General features: G+C 63.7%; 14 protein-coding genes and 1 tRNA gene. 8 read left to right on the plus strand and 7 right to left on the minus strand.

What is annotated here, in order from left to right:
* Positions 1–9 precede the first annotated feature (9 nt).
* The 6 genes from J7I12_RS04060 to J7I12_RS04085 all read right to left on the minus strand — a co-directional run bounded on the left by J7I12_RS04060 (position 10) and on the right by J7I12_RS04085 (position 6,956).
* Positions 10–720: a transglutaminase-like cysteine peptidase gene (locus tag J7I12_RS04060; protein ID WP_236031536.1), complete on the minus strand. Its 711-nt coding sequence runs from the start codon at positions 718–720 to the stop codon at positions 10–12.
* 669 nt (positions 721–1,389) lie between these two features.
* Positions 1,390–2,166: a MetQ/NlpA family ABC transporter substrate-binding protein gene (locus J7I12_RS04065; RefSeq protein WP_118229990.1), complete on the minus strand. Its 777-nt coding sequence runs from the start codon at positions 2,164–2,166 to the stop codon at positions 1,390–1,392.
* A 36-nt stretch (positions 2,167–2,202) separates the two neighbouring features.
* Complete coding sequence (locus tag J7I12_RS04070) at positions 2,203–2,913, minus strand: methionine ABC transporter permease (RefSeq protein WP_118229991.1); 711 nt, start codon at positions 2,911–2,913, stop codon at positions 2,203–2,205.
* Positions 2,894–3,892 (minus strand): methionine ABC transporter ATP-binding protein, encoded by a 999-nt coding sequence (locus J7I12_RS04075; RefSeq protein WP_118229992.1) that lies wholly within the window; start codon positions 3,890–3,892, stop codon positions 2,894–2,896. The genes J7I12_RS04070 and J7I12_RS04075 overlap by 20 nt, the downstream gene beginning before the upstream one ends.
* Positions 3,893–4,016: 124 nt before the next feature.
* A complete protein-coding gene (locus J7I12_RS04080) occupies positions 4,017–6,209 on the minus strand; it encodes a glutamine synthetase III family protein (RefSeq protein WP_118229993.1) in 2,193 nt (730 codons plus the stop codon).
* 324 nt (positions 6,210–6,533) lie between these two features.
* A complete protein-coding gene (locus tag J7I12_RS04085) occupies positions 6,534–6,956 on the minus strand; it encodes an FKBP-type peptidyl-prolyl cis-trans isomerase (RefSeq protein ID WP_118229994.1) in 423 nt (140 codons plus the stop codon).
* Positions 6,957–7,245: 289 nt separating this feature from the next.
* Between J7I12_RS04085 and lysA the strand changes: the two genes are divergently transcribed.
* The 4 genes from lysA (at position 7,246) to J7I12_RS04105 (ending at position 11,399) form a co-directional block, all read left to right on the plus strand.
* A complete protein-coding gene (gene lysA / locus J7I12_RS04090; RefSeq protein ID WP_208360946.1) occupies positions 7,246–8,517 on the plus strand; it encodes a diaminopimelate decarboxylase in 1,272 nt (423 codons plus the stop codon).
* A 1-nt stretch (position 8,518) separates the two neighbouring features.
* Positions 8,519–9,928 (plus strand): MATE family efflux transporter, encoded by a 1,410-nt coding sequence (locus J7I12_RS04095; protein ID WP_242621180.1) that lies wholly within the window; start codon positions 8,519–8,521, stop codon positions 9,926–9,928.
* 61 nt (positions 9,929–9,989) lie between these two features.
* On the plus strand, positions 9,990–10,883 hold the full coding sequence (locus J7I12_RS04100; RefSeq protein WP_118229996.1) for a DUF2156 domain-containing protein: 894 nt from the start codon (positions 9,990–9,992) through the stop codon (positions 10,881–10,883).
* A gap of 177 nt (positions 10,884–11,060) precedes the next feature.
* Positions 11,061–11,399 carry a YnfA family protein gene (locus J7I12_RS04105; RefSeq protein ID WP_118229997.1) on the plus strand — a complete coding sequence of 113 codons (339 nt, stop codon included), beginning with the start codon at positions 11,061–11,063 and terminating at the stop codon, positions 11,397–11,399.
* A gap of 107 nt (positions 11,400–11,506) precedes the next feature.
* Here the strand turns inward: J7I12_RS04105 and J7I12_RS04110 are convergent.
* Positions 11,507–11,583, minus strand: a tRNA-Arg gene (locus J7I12_RS04110).
* 167 nt (positions 11,584–11,750) lie between these two features.
* Between J7I12_RS04110 and J7I12_RS04115 the strand changes: the two genes are divergently transcribed.
* The 4 genes from J7I12_RS04115 (at position 11,751) to selA (ending at position 17,637) form a co-directional block, all read left to right on the plus strand.
* Entirely contained in the window at positions 11,751–12,896 is a 1,146-nt protein-coding gene (locus J7I12_RS04115; RefSeq protein ID WP_208360948.1) for a metal-dependent phosphohydrolase, read from the plus strand.
* 22 nt (positions 12,897–12,918) lie between these two features.
* Entirely contained in the window at positions 12,919–14,646 is a 1,728-nt protein-coding gene (locus J7I12_RS04120) for an alkaline phosphatase (protein ID WP_208360950.1), read from the plus strand.
* A 231-nt stretch (positions 14,647–14,877) separates the two neighbouring features.
* Entirely contained in the window at positions 14,878–16,197 is a 1,320-nt protein-coding gene (locus J7I12_RS04125) for a bifunctional folylpolyglutamate synthase/dihydrofolate synthase (RefSeq protein WP_118230001.1), read from the plus strand.
* Between the two features lie 9 nt (positions 16,198–16,206).
* Positions 16,207–17,637, plus strand: coding sequence for an L-seryl-tRNA(Sec) selenium transferase (gene selA / locus J7I12_RS04130; protein WP_118230002.1), 1,431 nt, complete (start codon positions 16,207–16,209; stop codon positions 17,635–17,637).
* The last annotated feature ends 40 nt before the right edge of the window (positions 17,638–17,677 follow it).

The raw sequence follows: 17,677 nt of genomic DNA on the forward strand, positions 1-17,677 counted from the left end.
CCCCAAGGGTTACGGAACCCGGCTCACCTGCAGGTGGGCCCAGCGCCCCTGCTCATTGACGGAATACTGTGGCCGGTACTGCCGCAGCCGGTCATGGGGCAGGATGGCATTACTGAGATTATCCAGAATATAGGCCGTACCGTCCATATACACGGCCAGCACCGCATGCCCCAGATTGCGCACGGTGTCGCGCACCACCACGATGCGCATGGTTTTGGGCGAAAGGCCCAGTTCCTTGAGCGTAAAATATTTTATGATGGCGTAGTCTTCACAGTCGCCGGAGCGGCGCAAAAATTCCTGAGGAATGGCCCAGTAATCCTCTCTGCCCCAGACGTCCCTGTCCTCTCTGTATGGCCAGGCATTCCAGAATGCGTTGACATAACGCAGCAGCGATACGCCCTTTTTCCCGGCAGCACCGGCGCGAAACTGCGCCCAGGTGACGCCTTTTTTCAGCACTTGGCCAGGGGTAAAAATACCATGTTGCGCATTGCGCTTAAGCAGCTCAAGCCAGCCCGGCAGAGAAGAAAGAGGCCGCCTGAACTCCACCGTGCCAAACAGGCGCAACGTCGTATGCGGCGGAGCGGATGGCTTTGCAGGGGCCGCTGGCGACGATTCCTGATCAACGGCGGGCAGGGAGGCCACGGCATCCGCACGGCTCTGGGGAGGTCCGGCGGACTGGGGGCGGACAGCGGCGGGATTGTCCGGGGCCGCCTGGTCCACACGGGTCTGGCCTGCGGCAGCCCGGTTTGCGGCAGCCTGGCCGGAACTTTGGGCCGCGTCCGCAGGGCGGGGGGCGGCAATCTGTGCGGGCTGCGTTACAAAAGCGCGCGCTGCATCGGGCGCAGGGGGGGCGGCCTTTGCGTCAGCCCCGTCAGATCCCGGCGTTGCGGGCAGCGCAGGGGTTGCTTCGGACAGCGCGTCCCGCCTCGCCTTCCCTGTGGCCGCAACTGTCGCCGCAGACGGGTTTTCCCACGCCGCAAGAACGCCCCGGCTCCACTGCGGCGCAAGGCCCGTTCCCCAGAACAGGAGGCAGATCAGAAAAAAAATTCCGGCCAGGAGCGCGACGACTCCGGGCCGGGAACAACTGCGCTTCATAGGTGGTCCACAGACAGGATTGCTTGGGCGTCCGCACCACTCTGCCATTGCCCGGAGCGGAAGGCAACGGCCGCACGGCCGCCTATGGCCTCTACCCTGCCGCCCCCAGAAACAGCGGCGGCTGCGGAAAATTTCCGCAGCCGCCGACACCGGGCAACGGTTCCGGATGCTAGAGCAGTTAGCGAATGAAATGAGTTAACTGCTCTGCAAGGATTTTCTTGAAAATCCTTGCCACGAAATGCGAGAAGGCAGGCTTTTGCCTGCCGTAAGCGAGCATTTCAAGTGTTAACTGCTCTAAAAGGCGGGCATAATGCCCTTGGGCACCAGCACCTTTTCGATATACGCCTTCACTTCCGGAGACTGCACGGCCTTGACCAGGGCCTTGGCCTTGGGGCTGTCCTTGTCTGCGGCGCGCACCACAATGATGTTGGCGTAAGGGGATTCGCTGCCCTCCATGGCCAGAGCGTCCCGAGCCGGGATGAGGCCTGCCTCGCCCGCAAAATTGGTGTTGATGACGGCGGCGGTCACATCCTCCAGAGTGCGGGGCAGCTGGGCGGCGTCCAGCTCGTGAATTTTGAGACTGAGCGGATTTTTGGTGATGTCGGCCACGGTCACCAGCGCGCCGGGCTTGATGCCGATAAGGCCCTTGGTTTCCAGCAGGCGCAGGGCGCGGGCTTCATTGGTAGGGTCGTTGGGCACGGAAATGATGTCGCCCTTTTTGATCTGGTCCAGCTTTTTGATTTTTTTGGAATAGATGCCCAGAGGCTCAATATGCACCTTGGCAATGGATACAAGACCCAGGTTCTTTTCCTTGTTCATATTGTCCAGGTAGGGCTGATGCTGAAAAAAGTTGGCGAACAGCTGCTTGCCGGCCAGGGCCATATTGGGCTGCACGTAGTCGGTAAAGTCCTTGAGCACCAGGTTGTAGCCTTCTTTGGCCAGCAGGGGCTTGGCCACCAGCATAATGTCCTTGTGGGGAAAAGGCGTGACGCCCACCACAATGTCTTCGGCAGCCAGGGCGGGGGCGGCCATGAGCAGCAGCAGAACCAGTGACGAGAGCAGACGTTTCATACAGACTCCTTTACGCAAAAAGGTGAAGGCCGCGCCTCAGCGCAGCAGTTTGTAAAGCAGATTGCAGAGGCCCTGAATGACCAGCACCAGGATGCAGAGGATCACCACAGAATAAACCATGATGTCCACCTGAAAGCGGTTGTAGCCGTATTTGACGGCCAGATCGCCCAGACCGCCGCCGCCCACGGTGCCCGCCATAGCCGAATAGCCCAGCAAGGTGATGGCAATGACCGCCACGTTGAGCACAATGGAGGGCAAGGCTTCCGGCAGCAGCACACGAAAAATGATCTGCCCGTTGCTGGCCCCGAAGGACCGCGCGGCCTCAATGACGCCCTTGTCCACCTCCAGAAAACAGCCTTCAATGAGGCGGGCCACAAAGGGCGCGGCCGCCACGGTGAGGGGCACAATGGCCGCGGCGCTGCCGATGGAGGTGCCCACCACCAGCCGCGTAACGGGGATAATGGCAATAAGCAGAATGATGAAGGGGAAGGAACGCAGCAGATTGACCACAAAATCCACCACCTGGTAAACCGGGCGACAGGGGCGCAGGCTCATGAGGGGATTGGTCACGATCATGAGGATGGCCAGTAAAAAGCCCGATGCCAGAGAAAAGACCGTGGAGAGCAGCACCATCTGCAGCGTCTCCCAGGTGGCGGTGACGATTTCCGGCCACTTGTCCAGCAGGCGCTCCCACAGGGGCCAGAAGATCTGCGCCGCCGCGCCCATGTCAGTCAGCTGCCCGGTCATGCGCCGCCTCCTTCTCTGCCTGCGGATACTCCAGAATCTCCCAGTACAGCCGGTGGTCCTTCAGGTAGCGCAGCACAGTGTCCCTGCTCTGGTCCGGCACGTTGATGATAAGAAAGCCGAACACGTCGTCCAGGTAGCGCTCCAGCTTGCCGCCCACAATGGAAAAGTCCAGGTCCAGGCTGCGGGCCATGTGGGTGATGACCGCCTGCTGCGAGATCTCCCGCGGGAACATGAGCCGGATGTTGGTGCCGCCGGGGATGAGGGTGTATTCATTGTCGGCAAAAGCCTGCATATCCTTGCCGGGCGCGAGAAAGAGCTCCTCTGTCCGGCCCAGGCCCACGGTGCGGCCGTTGTCCAGCAAAAGCAGGCTGTGGCAAAGGCGCTTGACCACCTCCATCTGGTGCGTGACCATGATGATGGTCAGGTGCAGACGCTTGTTGATGTCCTCCAGCAGGTCCAGAATGGAGGCCGTGGTCTTGGGGTCCAAGGCCGAGGTGGCCTCGTCGCAAAGCAACACCTGCGGATTCAGGGCCAGGGCGCGGGCAATGCCCACGCGCTGCTTCTGCCCGCCGCTCAGACTCTGCACCCTTTGCCCGGCTCTGTCCGCCAGGCCCACCAGTTCCAGCAGCTCCATAACCCGCTTACGCGGGTTGCCCTTGTGCCAGATGGCCAGCGGAAAGGCCACGTTGTCAAAGACATTTTTACGGGCCATGAGATTAAAATTCTGAAAAATCATGCCCATCTTGCTCTGCAGCTCACGCAGGCGGCGGCCTTCCAGACCGGCCACCTCCACGCCCATGACCTTCACGCTGCCCTTCTGGTACGGCTCCAGACCGTTGAGGCAGCGCAGCAAGGTAGACTTGCCCGCGCCGGAATGCCCCACGATGCCGAAGATTTCGCCCTCGTGCACGCACATGTCAATATTGTGCAAGACCTCGTGCGCGCCGTAGCTCTTACAAAGACCGCTGACCTCTATCATCCGTCCTCTGCCTGCTGAACCGCCTCAAAATACTACCCTTGCCGCACGGCACGCCCGCCCCGGAAGCCATCTGGCGAAAGCCCTGGGCGCGACGCCTTCGCAGAGGGTCGCGCCCGCCCTGCCGCTACTTGCCGAACAAAATCTCCTGATAATTGGGCAGGGGCCACAAATCGTCGGCCACACGGGTTTCCAGATGGTCCGCATAGCGGCGTACCTCCTGCATTTGCGGCAACACGTCGTTGCAGTAGCGGCGCGCCGCATCCATGCCCATGCCCAGGGCCTCCACTTCCGCCAGTACCGCCTCCAGTTGCCCGCAGGCGTCCTGCAGACCGCGCAGGTATTCCGTCACCTCATCCAGGGTGCGGGTGCGGGCTTCCTTGCCCACAGCCTGCATCTGCGCCGCCGTGGCGGCCAGTTCGCCCTGATAGCGCATGCCCGCCGGGAAGATGACCGTGCGGGCCATGCGGATGACCAGATTGGCCTCAGTGCGCACGCTCTTGCAGTACTGCTCCAGATAAATTTCCTGTCGGGCCTTGAGTTCCGCGCGGTTGAGCACGCCATGGGTTTCGTAAAGCGCAATAACTTCAGGCAGGGTCAGTTCGGGCAAAGCCTCGGGCGTATTGCGCAGGTTGGGCAGACCACGACGCACGGCTTCCTTGTGCCAGACCTCGGAATAGCCGTCGCCGTTGAAAATAACGGCGCTGTGCTCGTCCATGACATGGCCGATGAAGGATTCCAGGGCGGCGTTAAAGGGCATGCCCTCGCCCAGTTTGCGTTCCAGCCAGTCGGCGGCAAAGCCCAGCGAATCGGCCATCATGGTGTTCAGCGCCGTAATGGAACCTGCAGCGGACTGGCTGGAGCCCAGGGCCCGGAACTCAAAGCGGTTACCCGTAAAGGCCACGGGGCTGGTGCGATTGCGGTCGCCGGGGTCGGCGGGCAGAGCGGGCAGGGTGTCCACACCCAGGTTAAGGGCCCGGCGCTTTTTGCCGTTGGCGGCGTCCTCCACCCTGCCGGCGCGGAAGGCTTCAAAGACTTCCGTAAGCTGGTCGCCCAAAAAGATGGACATGATGGCCGGGGGCGCTTCATTGGCGCCCAGACGGTGGTCGTTGCCGGCGCTGGCCACAGTGGTGCGCAGCAGGCCGCCGAACTTGTGCACGGCGCGGATCATGGCCGCACAAAAAACCAGAAACTTGGCGTTGGCGTGCGGGGTCTCGCCGGGGTCGAACAGGGAACCCAGCTCCGCGTTGCCGATGGAATAGTTGACGTGCTTGCCCGAACCGTTGACGCAGGCAAAGGGTTTTTCGTGCAGCAGGCACTTGAGACCGTAGCGCTTGGCCACGTTGCGCAGCATGGACATGATGATGTGGTTGTGGTCCACGGCCAGGTTGCTCACCTCATAGAGGGGCGCGATTTCGTACTGGCTGGGGGCCACCTCATTATGGCGGGTGCGCACGGGCACGCCCAGTTTGTAGAGCTCCCGCTCCACTTCCATCATGTAGGAAAGCACCCGCTGGGGGATGACCCCAAAATACTGGTCGCTGAATTCCTGCCCCTTGGCCGGGCGCGCGCCAAACAGCGACCGCCCGGCGATCTGGATGTCGGGCCGGGCAAAGTTGAAATTGTGGTCGATGCAGAAATATTCCTGCTCCAGCCCGGCGTAAGAGATGACGGGGTGCTCAGTTTCCTCGTCAAAGAGGCGCAGCACCCGTTTGGCCTGGCGATTGAGGGCCTGAGCCGAGCGCAAAAGCGGCGTTTTTTTGTCCAGGGCCACGCCCGTCCAGGAAAGGAACATGGTGGGAATGCACAAAAAAGTGCCGTTGGGGTTTTCCATGATATAAGCGGGGCTGGTCACGTCCCAGGCCGTGTAGCCGCGCGCTTCAAAGGTGGAGCGCAGGCCGCCGGAAGGAAAGGAGGAGGCGTCCGGCTCGCCCCGGATGAGCATGGATCCGGAAAATTCGGCAATGACGCCGCCGTTGCCGTCGGGCATGAGGAAGCTGTCGTGCTTTTCCGCCGTCTGTCCTGTAAGGGGATAAAAAATATGGGTAAAGTGGGTAGCGCCTTTTTCGATGGCCCAGTCCTTCATGACTGCAGCCACGGTATCGGCAATGGCGGGGTCCATGCGCTCACCGTATTCTACGGTCTTATGCAGAGCCTTGTACACGCTCTTGGGCAGGCGCTCGCGCATGACGCGGTCGTTGAACACGTTGCAGCCAAAAATATCCGTGGGTTTGGTATCCGCAAAGTTGAGGGGGGCCGCTTCCGGACGATAGCCGGTAATGGCCTGGATGGCGTCGTATCTGGCGGTATTGCTGCTCATGAAAAACCTCTTGCTGGAAGAGAGGGGGTTCGGACAAAGGTTCGTGCACAGGGCTTCCGCGCCGCGCGGCTGTCGCAAAAAACGGCGCTGCGACAACCGCGTCGGAACGGTGGTTATGCTGTCAGAACGGCAAAGCGCCCCGGCCGCAAAACAGACGCGGCGGGCTGCCGTCAACGCGGCTTTCAGGACAATTCCACTGTAAAAATGCCCCGGAAACTGCGCAGGCAGGCATCCCCTACGGGGCGTAAACGCAATGTATTTACACCGACAAGCACCGGAGTGAGCCTCACAACATTTTGAGAATGCACCTTCTCAAAATACGCGCTAGCCGACGCTGACGATTTCTATTTCAAAGGTCAGGCTTTTGCCCGCCAAGGGGTGATTGGCGTCCAGGGTGATTTCTTCCGGGCCCACTTCGGTGATGGTCACGTCCATCTGTCCCTGCTCGTTGGAAAGCTGCAGGGGCACGCCCACATTGAGGGGAATATGGTCCGGCACCTGGGCGCGGGGCACGGTGAAGATCAGCTCCGGGTCCGCCTCGCCGTAGGCTTCTTCGGGGGCGATGGTCACGCTGACTACGTCGCCGGCCTCGTGCCCTTCCACGGCGCTCTCGAAACCGGGGATGAGCATGCCCTGGCCCTGCACGAATTCCAGAGGATCACGCTCCCGCGAGGAATCGAATACCGTGCCGTCGTCAAGGGTGCCCGTGTAGTGCGCGCGCACCGTGTCGCCTTTTTTGATGCCCATAACTACTCCATTGTCTGGGGTGGGCCCGCCGCAACCGATCAGCGTTGCCGGCTGCGCAACGCGCCCTTGATGAAGATAGCAGAAAAACACGCCGCAGGCCTTCTGTCAATGCGGGCAGACCTGCGGCGGCTGCGGCGGCCCCGCGCCCCGCCAGCGGGCTTGTGCGCCCGCTCAAGTATCTTGACAGCGCGGCACAGAGAACCAATAATGATTATTTGCCTGTTCCAATCACACCGACCAGGGCCCGAACCGGACCAACCCTGCGTTTTCGGCACTGCATGAGGTACGTATGTCGCATATCCGATCCAGCTATACCGACGCCTGCTCTTTTTACGGCCGCCACACCCCCCGCGAACTGGCCGAAACTTACGGCACCCCCCTCTATGTCTACAACGAAAACATCCTGCGCCAACGCTGCCGCGAGCTCAAGGGGCTTTCCGCCCATCCCGGCTTTGGCGTGAACTATTCCGTCAAAGCCAACGCCAACCCGGTCCTGCTCAAGGTGGCGCGCCAGGAAGGCCTGGTGGTGGACGCCATGAGCCCCGGCGAACTCCATATGGACGAACTGGCGGGCTTTACCCCCAAAGAAATCCTGTATATTTCCAACAACAACTCCGCTGCGGAGCTACAGAACGCCCTGGTCAAGGGCCTGCTCGTCAGCGTGGATTCCCTCTCTCAACTGGACCTGCTGGGCAGCCTCAACCCCGGCGGCAAGGTCATGGTGCGCTTTAACCCCGGCATCGGCGCGGGGCACCACGCCAAGGTCATCACGGCGGGCAAGGCCACCAAGTTCGGCGTCACCCCGGACAAGCTGGACGATGTACTGGCCCTGCTCAAGCGCCACAATCTGACGCTGGCAGGCATCAACCAGCATATCGGTTCGCTGTTCATGGAGCCGGACGGCTACCTGAACGCCGCCACGGTACTTCTGCACCTGGCCGAACGCCTGCCCGCGGCGACCCTCGCCACGCTGGAGGTCATTGACTTCGGCGGCGGCTTCGGCATCCCTTACCACAAATACGACAACGAAACCCGGCTGGACATGGCCGACCTGGGCGCGCGGCTGCACGCCCTCATCAGCGACTGGGCCGCCCAGACCGGCTACCAGGGGCGTTTTCTTGTGGAGCCCGGCCGCTATGTGGCCGCCGAATGCGGCGTGTTGCTGGGCCGCGTGCACGCCGTGAAAAACAACGGCGACAGGCGCTATGTGGGCACGGACCTGGGCTTTAACGTGCTGGTGCGCCCAGCCATGTACGATTCCTTCCACGACTTTGAAATCTACGAAGCCCCAGGCGCGTGCGCACGCGACGCCCTGCCGCAGACCATTGTGGGCAACATCTGCGAAAGCGGCGACATCCTGGCCAAGGACCGCACCCTACCCGCCCTGCATGAGGGCGACGTCCTGGGCGTGCTGGACGCCGGGGCCTACGGCTTTACCATGGGCTCCAACTACAACATGCGCCGCCGTCCGGCGGAAGTGCTCATCCAGAGCGACGGCACGGCACGGCTCATCCGCCGGCGTGAAAACCTTGAAGACCTGGCGCGCTGCCTCCTGGATTAGTGTGACCTCCCTTCGCGGCGCCCCCCCGCCGCAAACCAGCCCCGCGCCGGACCTGAGCACCGCCCCCCGCGCCGTCTGGCGGCTTACTTGGCCGCAGATGCTCATGATGTACCTTATGTTCTTCATGGGCTTTGTGGCCGTATGGGTGGCCGGGCAGCTCAGCGCACAGGTGCAGGCCGCGCTGGGCATGGTCAACCAGTGCGGCATTCTGCTTATGGTGGTGGCCATGGCCGTCTCCAGCGGGGCAACGGCCGCGGTAAGCCAGTCTCTGGGCGCGCTGCGCGTGTCCCGCGCCCGGCGCTATGTTGTCACCACCGTGGCGGGCAGCCTGGGCCTGGGCCTGATTATTGCACTGGTCGGCTGGCTCTACGGCGACCCGCTGCTGCGCCTTTTGCAAGTGCCGGAAAGCATCTTTCCCCTCACCAGCGACATGTGGCGGGTAAGCATGCTGGGGCTGCCCGCCCAGTACGTCTACGCCTCCACGGGCGTCATGTTCCGGGCCACGCGCCAGGTGCTGCCGCCCCTCTGGGTGGCCGTGGGCGTGTGCGCCCTCAATCTGCTGGGCTGCCTGGGTCTGGGCCTGGGCTGGTTCGGCCTGCCCAAGCTGGGCTATATGGGGCTGATCTGGACGGGCGTGGCCGTGCAGTATCTGGGCGCGCTGTGCAACTGCCTGCTGCTGGCCCGCTACGGCTACCTGCGACGCGACGCCCTGCCCCCCTTCCGCTGGCTCAAGGCCGCCCTGCCCTACCTGCTCAAGGTGGCCCTGCCTGCAGGGGCCGCGCAGATCGTCTGGCAATCCGGCTACATGACCTTATTCGTATTGGTGGCCTCCCTGCCTGCGGACAGCGTCAACGCTCTGGCCGGGCTCACCGCCGGTCTGCGTGTGGAGGCCCTGCTCTTTTTGCCCGGCATGGCCTGCAATATGAGCGTGGCCGTGCTGGTGGGCAACAGCCTGGGCGCGGGCAGGCCGGAAGAGGCCAAACGCGTGGGCCTGTTCATGGTGCTGGTGGCCGCCGCGGCCATGAGCGGTATGGCCGCCCTGCTCTGGCCCTTCCGCGCCGAGGTCGCCGCCCTGCTTTCGCAGGAAGCGGGCACCCGTGCGCAGATCGTCAGTTACCTGACCTACAACCTGCTTTCCACGCCCTTTTCCATTGCCAGCACGGTCATGGGGGGCATAATGGTGGGCGCCGGGGCCACCAGGTACAACCTGCTTATCTTCGGCGGCACCTTCTGGTTGGTGCGCCTGCCGTTGGGCTGGCTGCTGGGGCATGTGCTCTGGGGCACGGCTTCGGGTGTGTTCGCAGCCATGCTCTGCTCCCAGGTTCTGCAGACCGCCATCATGTTCTATGTAGTGCGCTACCGCGACTGGACGCGCTTTGCCATGCGCTGCCGGCACCAGCGCGCCGTCTGATCACACAGCATATACCACGCCCCGGCAGGTGCACCGCCGGGCCGTGCAAGGAGATATACCCGTGAGCAAAGACTTTACCCCCGTTACCCTGGAAGACCGCGAGCGCTATTACGAACTCTGGCAGCGCACCCCCTGCCGTTCCCTGGACTATACCCTGGCCAACCTCTGGGGTTGGCAGGCCTATTACGGCCTGGAGTGGTGCTTTGCGGACAACCTTTGCTGGATACGGCAAACCCGCCCCAATCTGGTCTGCTGGGCCCCGGTGGGCGACTGGAACGCCGTGGCCTGGAAGGATCTGCTGCCCTGTGGCTTTGACGTGGCCGAGCACAGTGTGACCCGCGTGCCTGAAACCCTGCTCCATATCTGGCAAAGGGCCCTGCCGGGCCAGGTGGAAGGCCGGGAAGATCGCGGCCAGTGGGAATACCTCTACAACCAGACCGACCTGGCCGAGCTGCCCGGCAACCGTTTTCACAAAAAGCGCAACCACTACAACGGCTACATCAAGGCCTATGGCCAGCCGGACTACCGCCCCCTGAGCGACGCCATGGTGGAGGATGTGCTGGGCCTGCAGGACGACTGGTGCCAATGGCACGAATGTGAGGGTTCGCCTTCGCTGCAGGCGGAAAATGAGGCCATCAACCGCGTGCTCTCGCACTGGAACTGCTTTCGCGGCCTGACGGGCGGCTCCCTCTATGTGGAGGGCCGCATGGTGGCCTTCAGCGTGGGCGAAAACCTGGACGACGTAAGCCTGGGCGTGCACTACGAGAAAGGTCTCAATGGCTTCAAGGGCGTCTATCAGACCATGAACTGTGAGTTCTCCCGCCGCGCCGGGGCCGGCTTCACCTATATCAACCGTGCTCAGGACCTGGACGAAGAAGGCCTGCGGCAGGCCAAGATGACCTATCTGCCTGCGGACTTTCTGCGTAAACATCAGGTTGTCATCCGGCAAAAATAGCGCAACTCCACCGTGGAATTGCGCTGCTGCCCGCGCAGACAAACGCCCGCCATAAAGGCGCTGACGCCGGCTATGCGCGTTGGCAAGCGCCGGAACGGGCGTCGCACGGCCTTTGAGAAGGCGCATTATCAAAGGTAACATACCCCAAAGGCGCGAAAAACGCCTTGCGGAGGGACCATGCTTGTGCTTGCCAAAACCCTGCTGCTCTTTGTGCTGACGGCCCTGGCCGAAATCACGGGCTGCTTTCTGCCCTACGTCTGGCTGCGCAAAGGGGGGTCTCCCTGGCTTCTGCTGCCCGCCGCCGCCAGCCTGGCCGTGTTTGCCTGGCTCCTGACCCTGCATCCCGCGGCCAGCGGCCGGGTCTATGCAGCCTATGGCTGCGTGTACGTGGTCACGGCCCTGGCCTGGCTCCGCCTGGTGGACAAAGTGCACCTGTCCAATACGGATATGCTGGGCGGCGCGGTGGCCCTGGCAGGCATGCTGATCATTGTTTCCGGCTGGGGCGGCGCTTCCTGAAAGCCGCGAAGCGACCATCCCCCGATTTTACGCGGTGCGGCCCCCAAAACGTCACCAAAACAAAAAGAGGGACACTCGGCGCTGACGAGTGTCCCTCTGAAATATATTGGCGCGCCCGGAAGGGATCGAACCCTCGGCCTGATGCTTAGAAGGCATCTGCTCTGTCCAACTGAGCTACGGGCGCGTGCGTGTGGAGCGCCATAGTAGGGATGGAGCGGCCTCACGTCAAGCATCCCGCATCTGCGACGCCTTATCCATAATGCGGCAACTTGTCACACTCACACAATTTTTTTGTCATACTGCTTCTCTAGCTTACGGCAAACGGCATTGGTCCACAAGCAAGGAGTTTGTATGGACACGCACAATCCCCACCACTCCGGCCGCCGCGCTTTTCTTAAAAGCACGGCCGTCGTCGGCTTTGTCCTGGGTGGCGGCTTCGCCGCCCGCGTCGCGCCCGCGGCCACAGGCCGCCACGACATCAAACCCATTTCCTTTGACCGCTGCGTCGCCATGACACCGCAAGAAATCGCCGAGGCTTCACCCCTGGTGCGCGAATCCTGGGCCTACCTGCGTGAAACCGCCGGCAGCATCCAAAATGCCGAGCTACGCCGTCAGGTATTGGACATTCTGGATAATCCAGCCCCGACACTGGCCAAAAACCTGGACCAGGAGGCCGCTTCCCGCGCCCTGAGCAAGGCTGGCCTGCGTGTCGCCGCAGCCCAAACGCCTCTGCTGCCTCCCACCGCAGACCCGCAACGCGCGCCGCAACCCTTCCGCAGCGCACCGGGCAGCGGCTGGCAAAGCCACCACGCCTACCCCGGCGGTCTGGTCACCCATGTGGCCATGAACGTGCGCTCCACCCAGGGGCTGCTCCGCGACTATCAGGAAACCTTCGGTTTCACTCCGGATAAGGATGTGGCCCTGGCCGCGCAGTTGCTGCACGACCTGCACAAGCCCTGGGTTTTCCAGTGGCGCAAGGACGGGGCCTGCCGCACGGAACAGCCCCTGGCCGCCACGGGCGAGCACCATGTGCTCAGCGTGGCCGAAAGCATTACGCGCAAAATCCCAGCCCCGGTGGTGGTGGCCCAGGCCTGTGCCCACACGCATCCCGGCACAGCTAAAGACGAAGCGCAGGTAGTAGGCTGGATCAAGGCTGCAGCCCTGCTGGCCGGGGTGGACCCCGTGCGCGCGGACCTGCTGGCCCCTGGCGGCGAAACTTTGCCGTTGCCCCGGCGCACCGAGGGTTTTCTGGTGCACCTGGGCGACCACGATTTTGTACTCTCCGTCCCCGCTGCCCAGTGGGTCACCCCTGTGCTGCGCGCCTTGGCCGAAGAAAAGTACGGCCTCAAAGGGGCGGACCTGGACGGCCTGCCCGGCAACAACTTCCGCAATTATGTATTCGCGCAGCTCAGCGCCATGCGCCTTTACGGGGCGCTGACCGTCGGCGGGCCGGCCGCCGTGGCCGAACTGGCCGCCAGCGCGGTACGCCCGGCCTGAACACATCTCAATGAGCGTCCTCATGAAAAGTATGTTCCTGGCCTTATTAGCTCTGGTCCTGTTCCCAGCCGCCACGCAGGCCGCGACCGTCTATCCGCTGGATCAGGCCGAAATCCTTTCCGGCAGCCGTTTTGACGTCAAGGTGGAATTTTCCTCCAGGCTGCCCGACCCCAATGCCGCGCGGCTGACCATCAATGGGCGCGATGCCGCCCAGGTACTGGGCAAACAGCCCCAATTCGTGCCCGATGAGGATGGCAAAGGCTCTGCTCTCATCCTGCGCGGGGCAAGCCTTCCGGCTGGCGCGTATACGGTGGAAGCCCGTGGAGGGGATGCAGAAACCGCGCGCGTCTCCTGGCAGGTCTATGCCACACCCAAACCCGTGGCCAAAAACGTCATACTGCTCATTGCCGACGGCCTCAGCGTGGGACACCGTACGGCCGCACGGCTGCTTTCCACAGGCATGACCCAAGGCAAGTACAACGGCCGCCTGGCCATGGACACGATGCCCCACATGGCCACGGTGGGCACGGGCAGCGTAGACTCCATCGCTGCGGATTCGGCCAATACCATGAGCGCCTACACTACCGGGCACAAATCCAGCGTCAACGCCCTGGGCGTCTACGCGGACCGGACACCCGACCCCTTTGACGACCCCCGGCAGGAAACCCTGGGGGAAATTCTGCGGCGCACGGGCAAAAAATCTCTGGGCGTGGTTTCGGACGCGGAGCTGGAGGACGCCACACCAGCCGCTGTGGTGGCCCACACCCGCAAACGGGCAGAAAAAGCGGCCATTGTAGAAATGTTCTACCAGGTGCAGCCCGAAGTGCTTCTGGGCGGCGGCGCGGCCTATTTTCTGCCCAAGAGCGTGCCCGGCTCCAAGCGCAAGGACGACACAGACTATGTTCAGCGCTTCAAGGACACGGGCTACACGCTGGTCACCTCCGCCACAGAGCTGAAGGCTCTGCCCGACAATGCCGGGCGCGTGCTGGGCCTCTTCCACCCCGGGAACATGGACGGTGTACTGGACCGCCAATTTCTCAAAAAAGGCACAGTGCCCAAGTTTCCGGATCAGCCGGATCTTACGGACATGGCCCGCACAGCGCTCCAGGCGCTTTCCCGCAATCCGGAAGGCTTCGTCCTGGTGCTGGAGGCCGGCCTGGTAGACAAATATTCCCATACCCTGGACTGGGAGCGTTCAGTCTACGACACCATCATGTTCGACAAGGTGGTGGCCCTGGCCCGCGCATTTTGTGAGAAGAATCCCGACACCCTCCTGGTGGTCACGGGCGACCACACGCACTCCATCAGCGTGGCGGGCACAGTGGACGACCGCCTGCCCGGCAAAGAAATGCGGGAAAAGGTGGGCGTGTACGCCAAGGCCGGGTATCCGCTCTATGAAGATAAGAACCACGACGGCTACCCCGATGACGTGAATCCACCCAAACGCCTGGCCGTCTTCTTCGGGGCCACGCCAGACTATTACGAAACCTTCACCCCCAAGCTGGATAATCCCTTTGTGCCCGCGGTCAAGGATGAGCACGGCAACTATATTGCCAACGCGGCCTACAAGGACGCCCCCGGCGCGGAATTCCGCTCCGGCGTGCTGCCGCGTAACGAAAGTCAGGGCGTGCACACCGTAGACGAGCTGCTGCTCCACGCCCAGGGCGCGGGAGCCGATAACTTCCACGGCTTCATGGAAAATACCCAGGTCTTCAAAATCATGGCCCAGGCCCTGGGTCTGGGCCGCTGAGTCCTTCCTCCCCCCAACAAGGCGCCGTGCACTGCGAAAAAAACGCGGCGCACGACGCCGAGAGCTTGCCATGCGTGCAGCGCTGTTCTCTCCCGCAAGGCCCTTTTCTCCCTGCTTCCCGCATGGCGCTGCTGGCACGCCCCTGTGGCCCGCACCCCGCAGGAATGAGCTCCGCCACAACCCCCTGCACAGGCGCTGACAGCCGTCCCGCTTTGGGATAGGCTGTGCGCCATGACGCAGTTTTCTTCCGCCGCCGACGTAGTGCGGCATCTGGACGGTTTGGGCCTTTTTCACATGGACCTGGGGCTGAAGCGTATGCACCGCGCCCTGAAAGCGCTGCACCTGACCCGCCCGCCTTTTGTGACGGCGCAGGTGCTGGGCACCAACGGCAAGGGCTCCACGGCCGCTTTTCTGGCCTCGCTGGGCATGGCCCACGGCTGCCGCGTGGGGCTCTATACCTCCCCGCATTTTGTCCACCCGGCCGAACGCATCCGCATTGACGGCCGCCCCTGGCCGGAAGACGCATGGGCGGCCCCGGCCAACGCCGTGATGGAGGTCGCGCCGGACCTGACCTATTTTGAATTTCTTACCGTGTTGGCCCTGCTGGCCTTTGCCGAGGCGCGGGTGGACCTGGCCATACTGGAGGCCGGTCTGGGCGGCCGGTACGACGCCACCACCGCCGTGGCTGCCGATGTGCTCTGCTACACGCCCATAGCTATGGACCACAAGGCCGTGCTGGGCCCCACGCTCACGGCCATCGCCACAGACAAAGCCGCTGCCGTGCGCGGCTCGGCCCCGGTCTGCACAGCCCCCCAGTTTCCCGCCGCCGCCCGCGCCCTGGCCGCCGCCGCCAAAGCCCATAGCGCGCCGCTGACAAAGGCAGCCCCCGTGGCCCCGGACCGGCCTCTGGGGCTGGCCGGGCCGCACCAGCGCACCAACGCCGGTCTGGCCCTGACCGCCTGGCAAAGCCTGGCCCCTCTTTTGGGCAAAAACCTCCAAGACGTTACCGCCCAGGCACACGGCTTGGCCACGGCCTTTCTGCCCGGCAGGCTGCAATACGTGCCCGGCGGCGACGGCCTGCCGCCCCTTCTCCTTGACGGCGCGCACAATCCGCACGGCATGGCCGCCCTGGTTGCAGCCTTGCGGAACGCGGACCTGCACCCGGCCGGGGCCGTGTTCTCCTGCCTGGGAGACAAAGACTGGCAGCCGGCCCTGCACCTGCTCAAAGACTGCCTGGGCAACGCGCCCCTCTTTATCCCCACGTTGCGGAACGAACGCGCTGCGCCCGCCGCCGTCATCGCGGCGGCAGCCAACAGCTGCGGCCCAGCCACGGCCCAAGCCCTGCCCGACGGCCCGGAAGCGCTCTCTCAGGCCCTGTCCCGCGCCGCCGCCCTGCCTGAAGTGGGGCCGCGTCGCCCGGTGCTGCTGGCCGGGTCGCTCTATCTTTTGGCCGAATTTTACGCTCTGCGGCCGCAGTGGCTCAATCCGCCCACATCCGCCGCCTGTCGGCCTGATATTTTTGCCGCCTCTCCCGTCCAACCGACCCCGTAAGGACTTGCCATGTCTGACCTGTTTCGCGCCATTCCCGCCGTGGACGCCAGCCTCAACGCCCTGCTGGATGTTGATCCCACACTGGAAGCGGCCCCGCGCCCCTTGTTGCGCACGGCCGTGACAGAGTTTTGGGACGCACTCCGTGAGGACATCCGTCAAGGCCGTGTAACCCGCCCTGCGGACCTTGCCCTGGACGCAAACCTGTCGGCCCTGCTCGCCCATGTGCGCCGCGCACTGCTGCCCCGGCTGCGCCCCGTGCTCAACGCCACGGGCGTGGTGGTGCACACCAATATGGGCCGCTCCGTACTGGCGACGGCAGCGCAGGAGGCCGTACGGCAAGCCGCCGCCGGCTACTGCAGCCTGGAGCTGGACCTTGCAACCGGCGGCCGCGGCAGCCGCCACAGCCTGGTGGAAGACCTGCTCTGTCGCCTCACCGGAGCCGAAGCCGCACTTGTGGTCAACAATAATGCCGCAGCCGTACTGCTGGTGCTGGATACCTGCTGCAAAGGCGGCGAGGTCATTGTTTCGCGCGGGGAGTTGGTAGAGATCGGCGGCAGCTTCCGCATCCCGGAAGTGATGGAAAAAAGCGGCGCGCGCCTGCGCGAAGTGGGGGCCACCAACCGCACCCACCTGCGGGACTATGCCGCCGCCATTACGGGAGAAACCCGCGCCCTCATGCGCGTGCACACCTCCAACTACCGCATTGTGGGCTTCCACTCTGCCGTACCACTGGCGGAACTGGCGGCCCTGGCCCACGAACGCGGCCTGCCCCTGATCGAAGACCTGGGCAGCGGGAGCTTTACGGATTTTTCGCCTTGCGGCCTGCCCAACGAACCCACAGTGCCCGCCGTGGTGGCGCAGGGGGCGGATCTGGCCACCTTCTCCGGCGACAAGGTGCTGGGCGGCCCGCAGGCCGGCGTCATCGTGGGGCGGGCGGACCTGGTGGCGGCCCTCAAGCGCAACCCCCTCACCCGTGCCCTACGCTGCGACAAGCTCTGCCTGGCAGCGCTGGAGGCTACCTTGCGCCTCTATCTGGAGCCGGAAACGGCCCTCCGGCAGATCCCCACCCTGCGCATGATCACCTGCCCACCGCAAGCCTTGTCCCGCGCCGCCGGCGTTCTGGCGGCCAAACTGCGGCGCGGCCTGCGCGATGCGACGGGGCCGCTCTGCAGCGTAAGTCTACGCCGGGACGTTTCGCGCGTGGGGGGTGGGGCCTTCCCCCAGTACGACCTGCCCACTACCTTGGTCTGTCTGACCCCGGCCAAAGGCAGCGCCACGACCCTCAAGCGCGCCCTGCTGCGCACAGACCCGCCCCTCATCGGCCGCCTGGAGGGCGACGCCTTCTGCCTGGATCCGCGCACCCTGGACCCGCATCAACACCCCGCGCTGCTGCGCACCTTACGCGAGGGGCTGGCCCTCTGCGCTGACGGACTTATCTAAGAAAAAGACGGCGTGCCGTGGCGCGACGCTCCGGCACGTC

The organism is Desulfovibrio diazotrophicus, assembly GCF_902498985.2.
Taxonomy (GTDB): domain Bacteria; phylum Desulfobacterota; class Desulfovibrionia; order Desulfovibrionales; family Desulfovibrionaceae; genus Desulfovibrio; species Desulfovibrio legallii.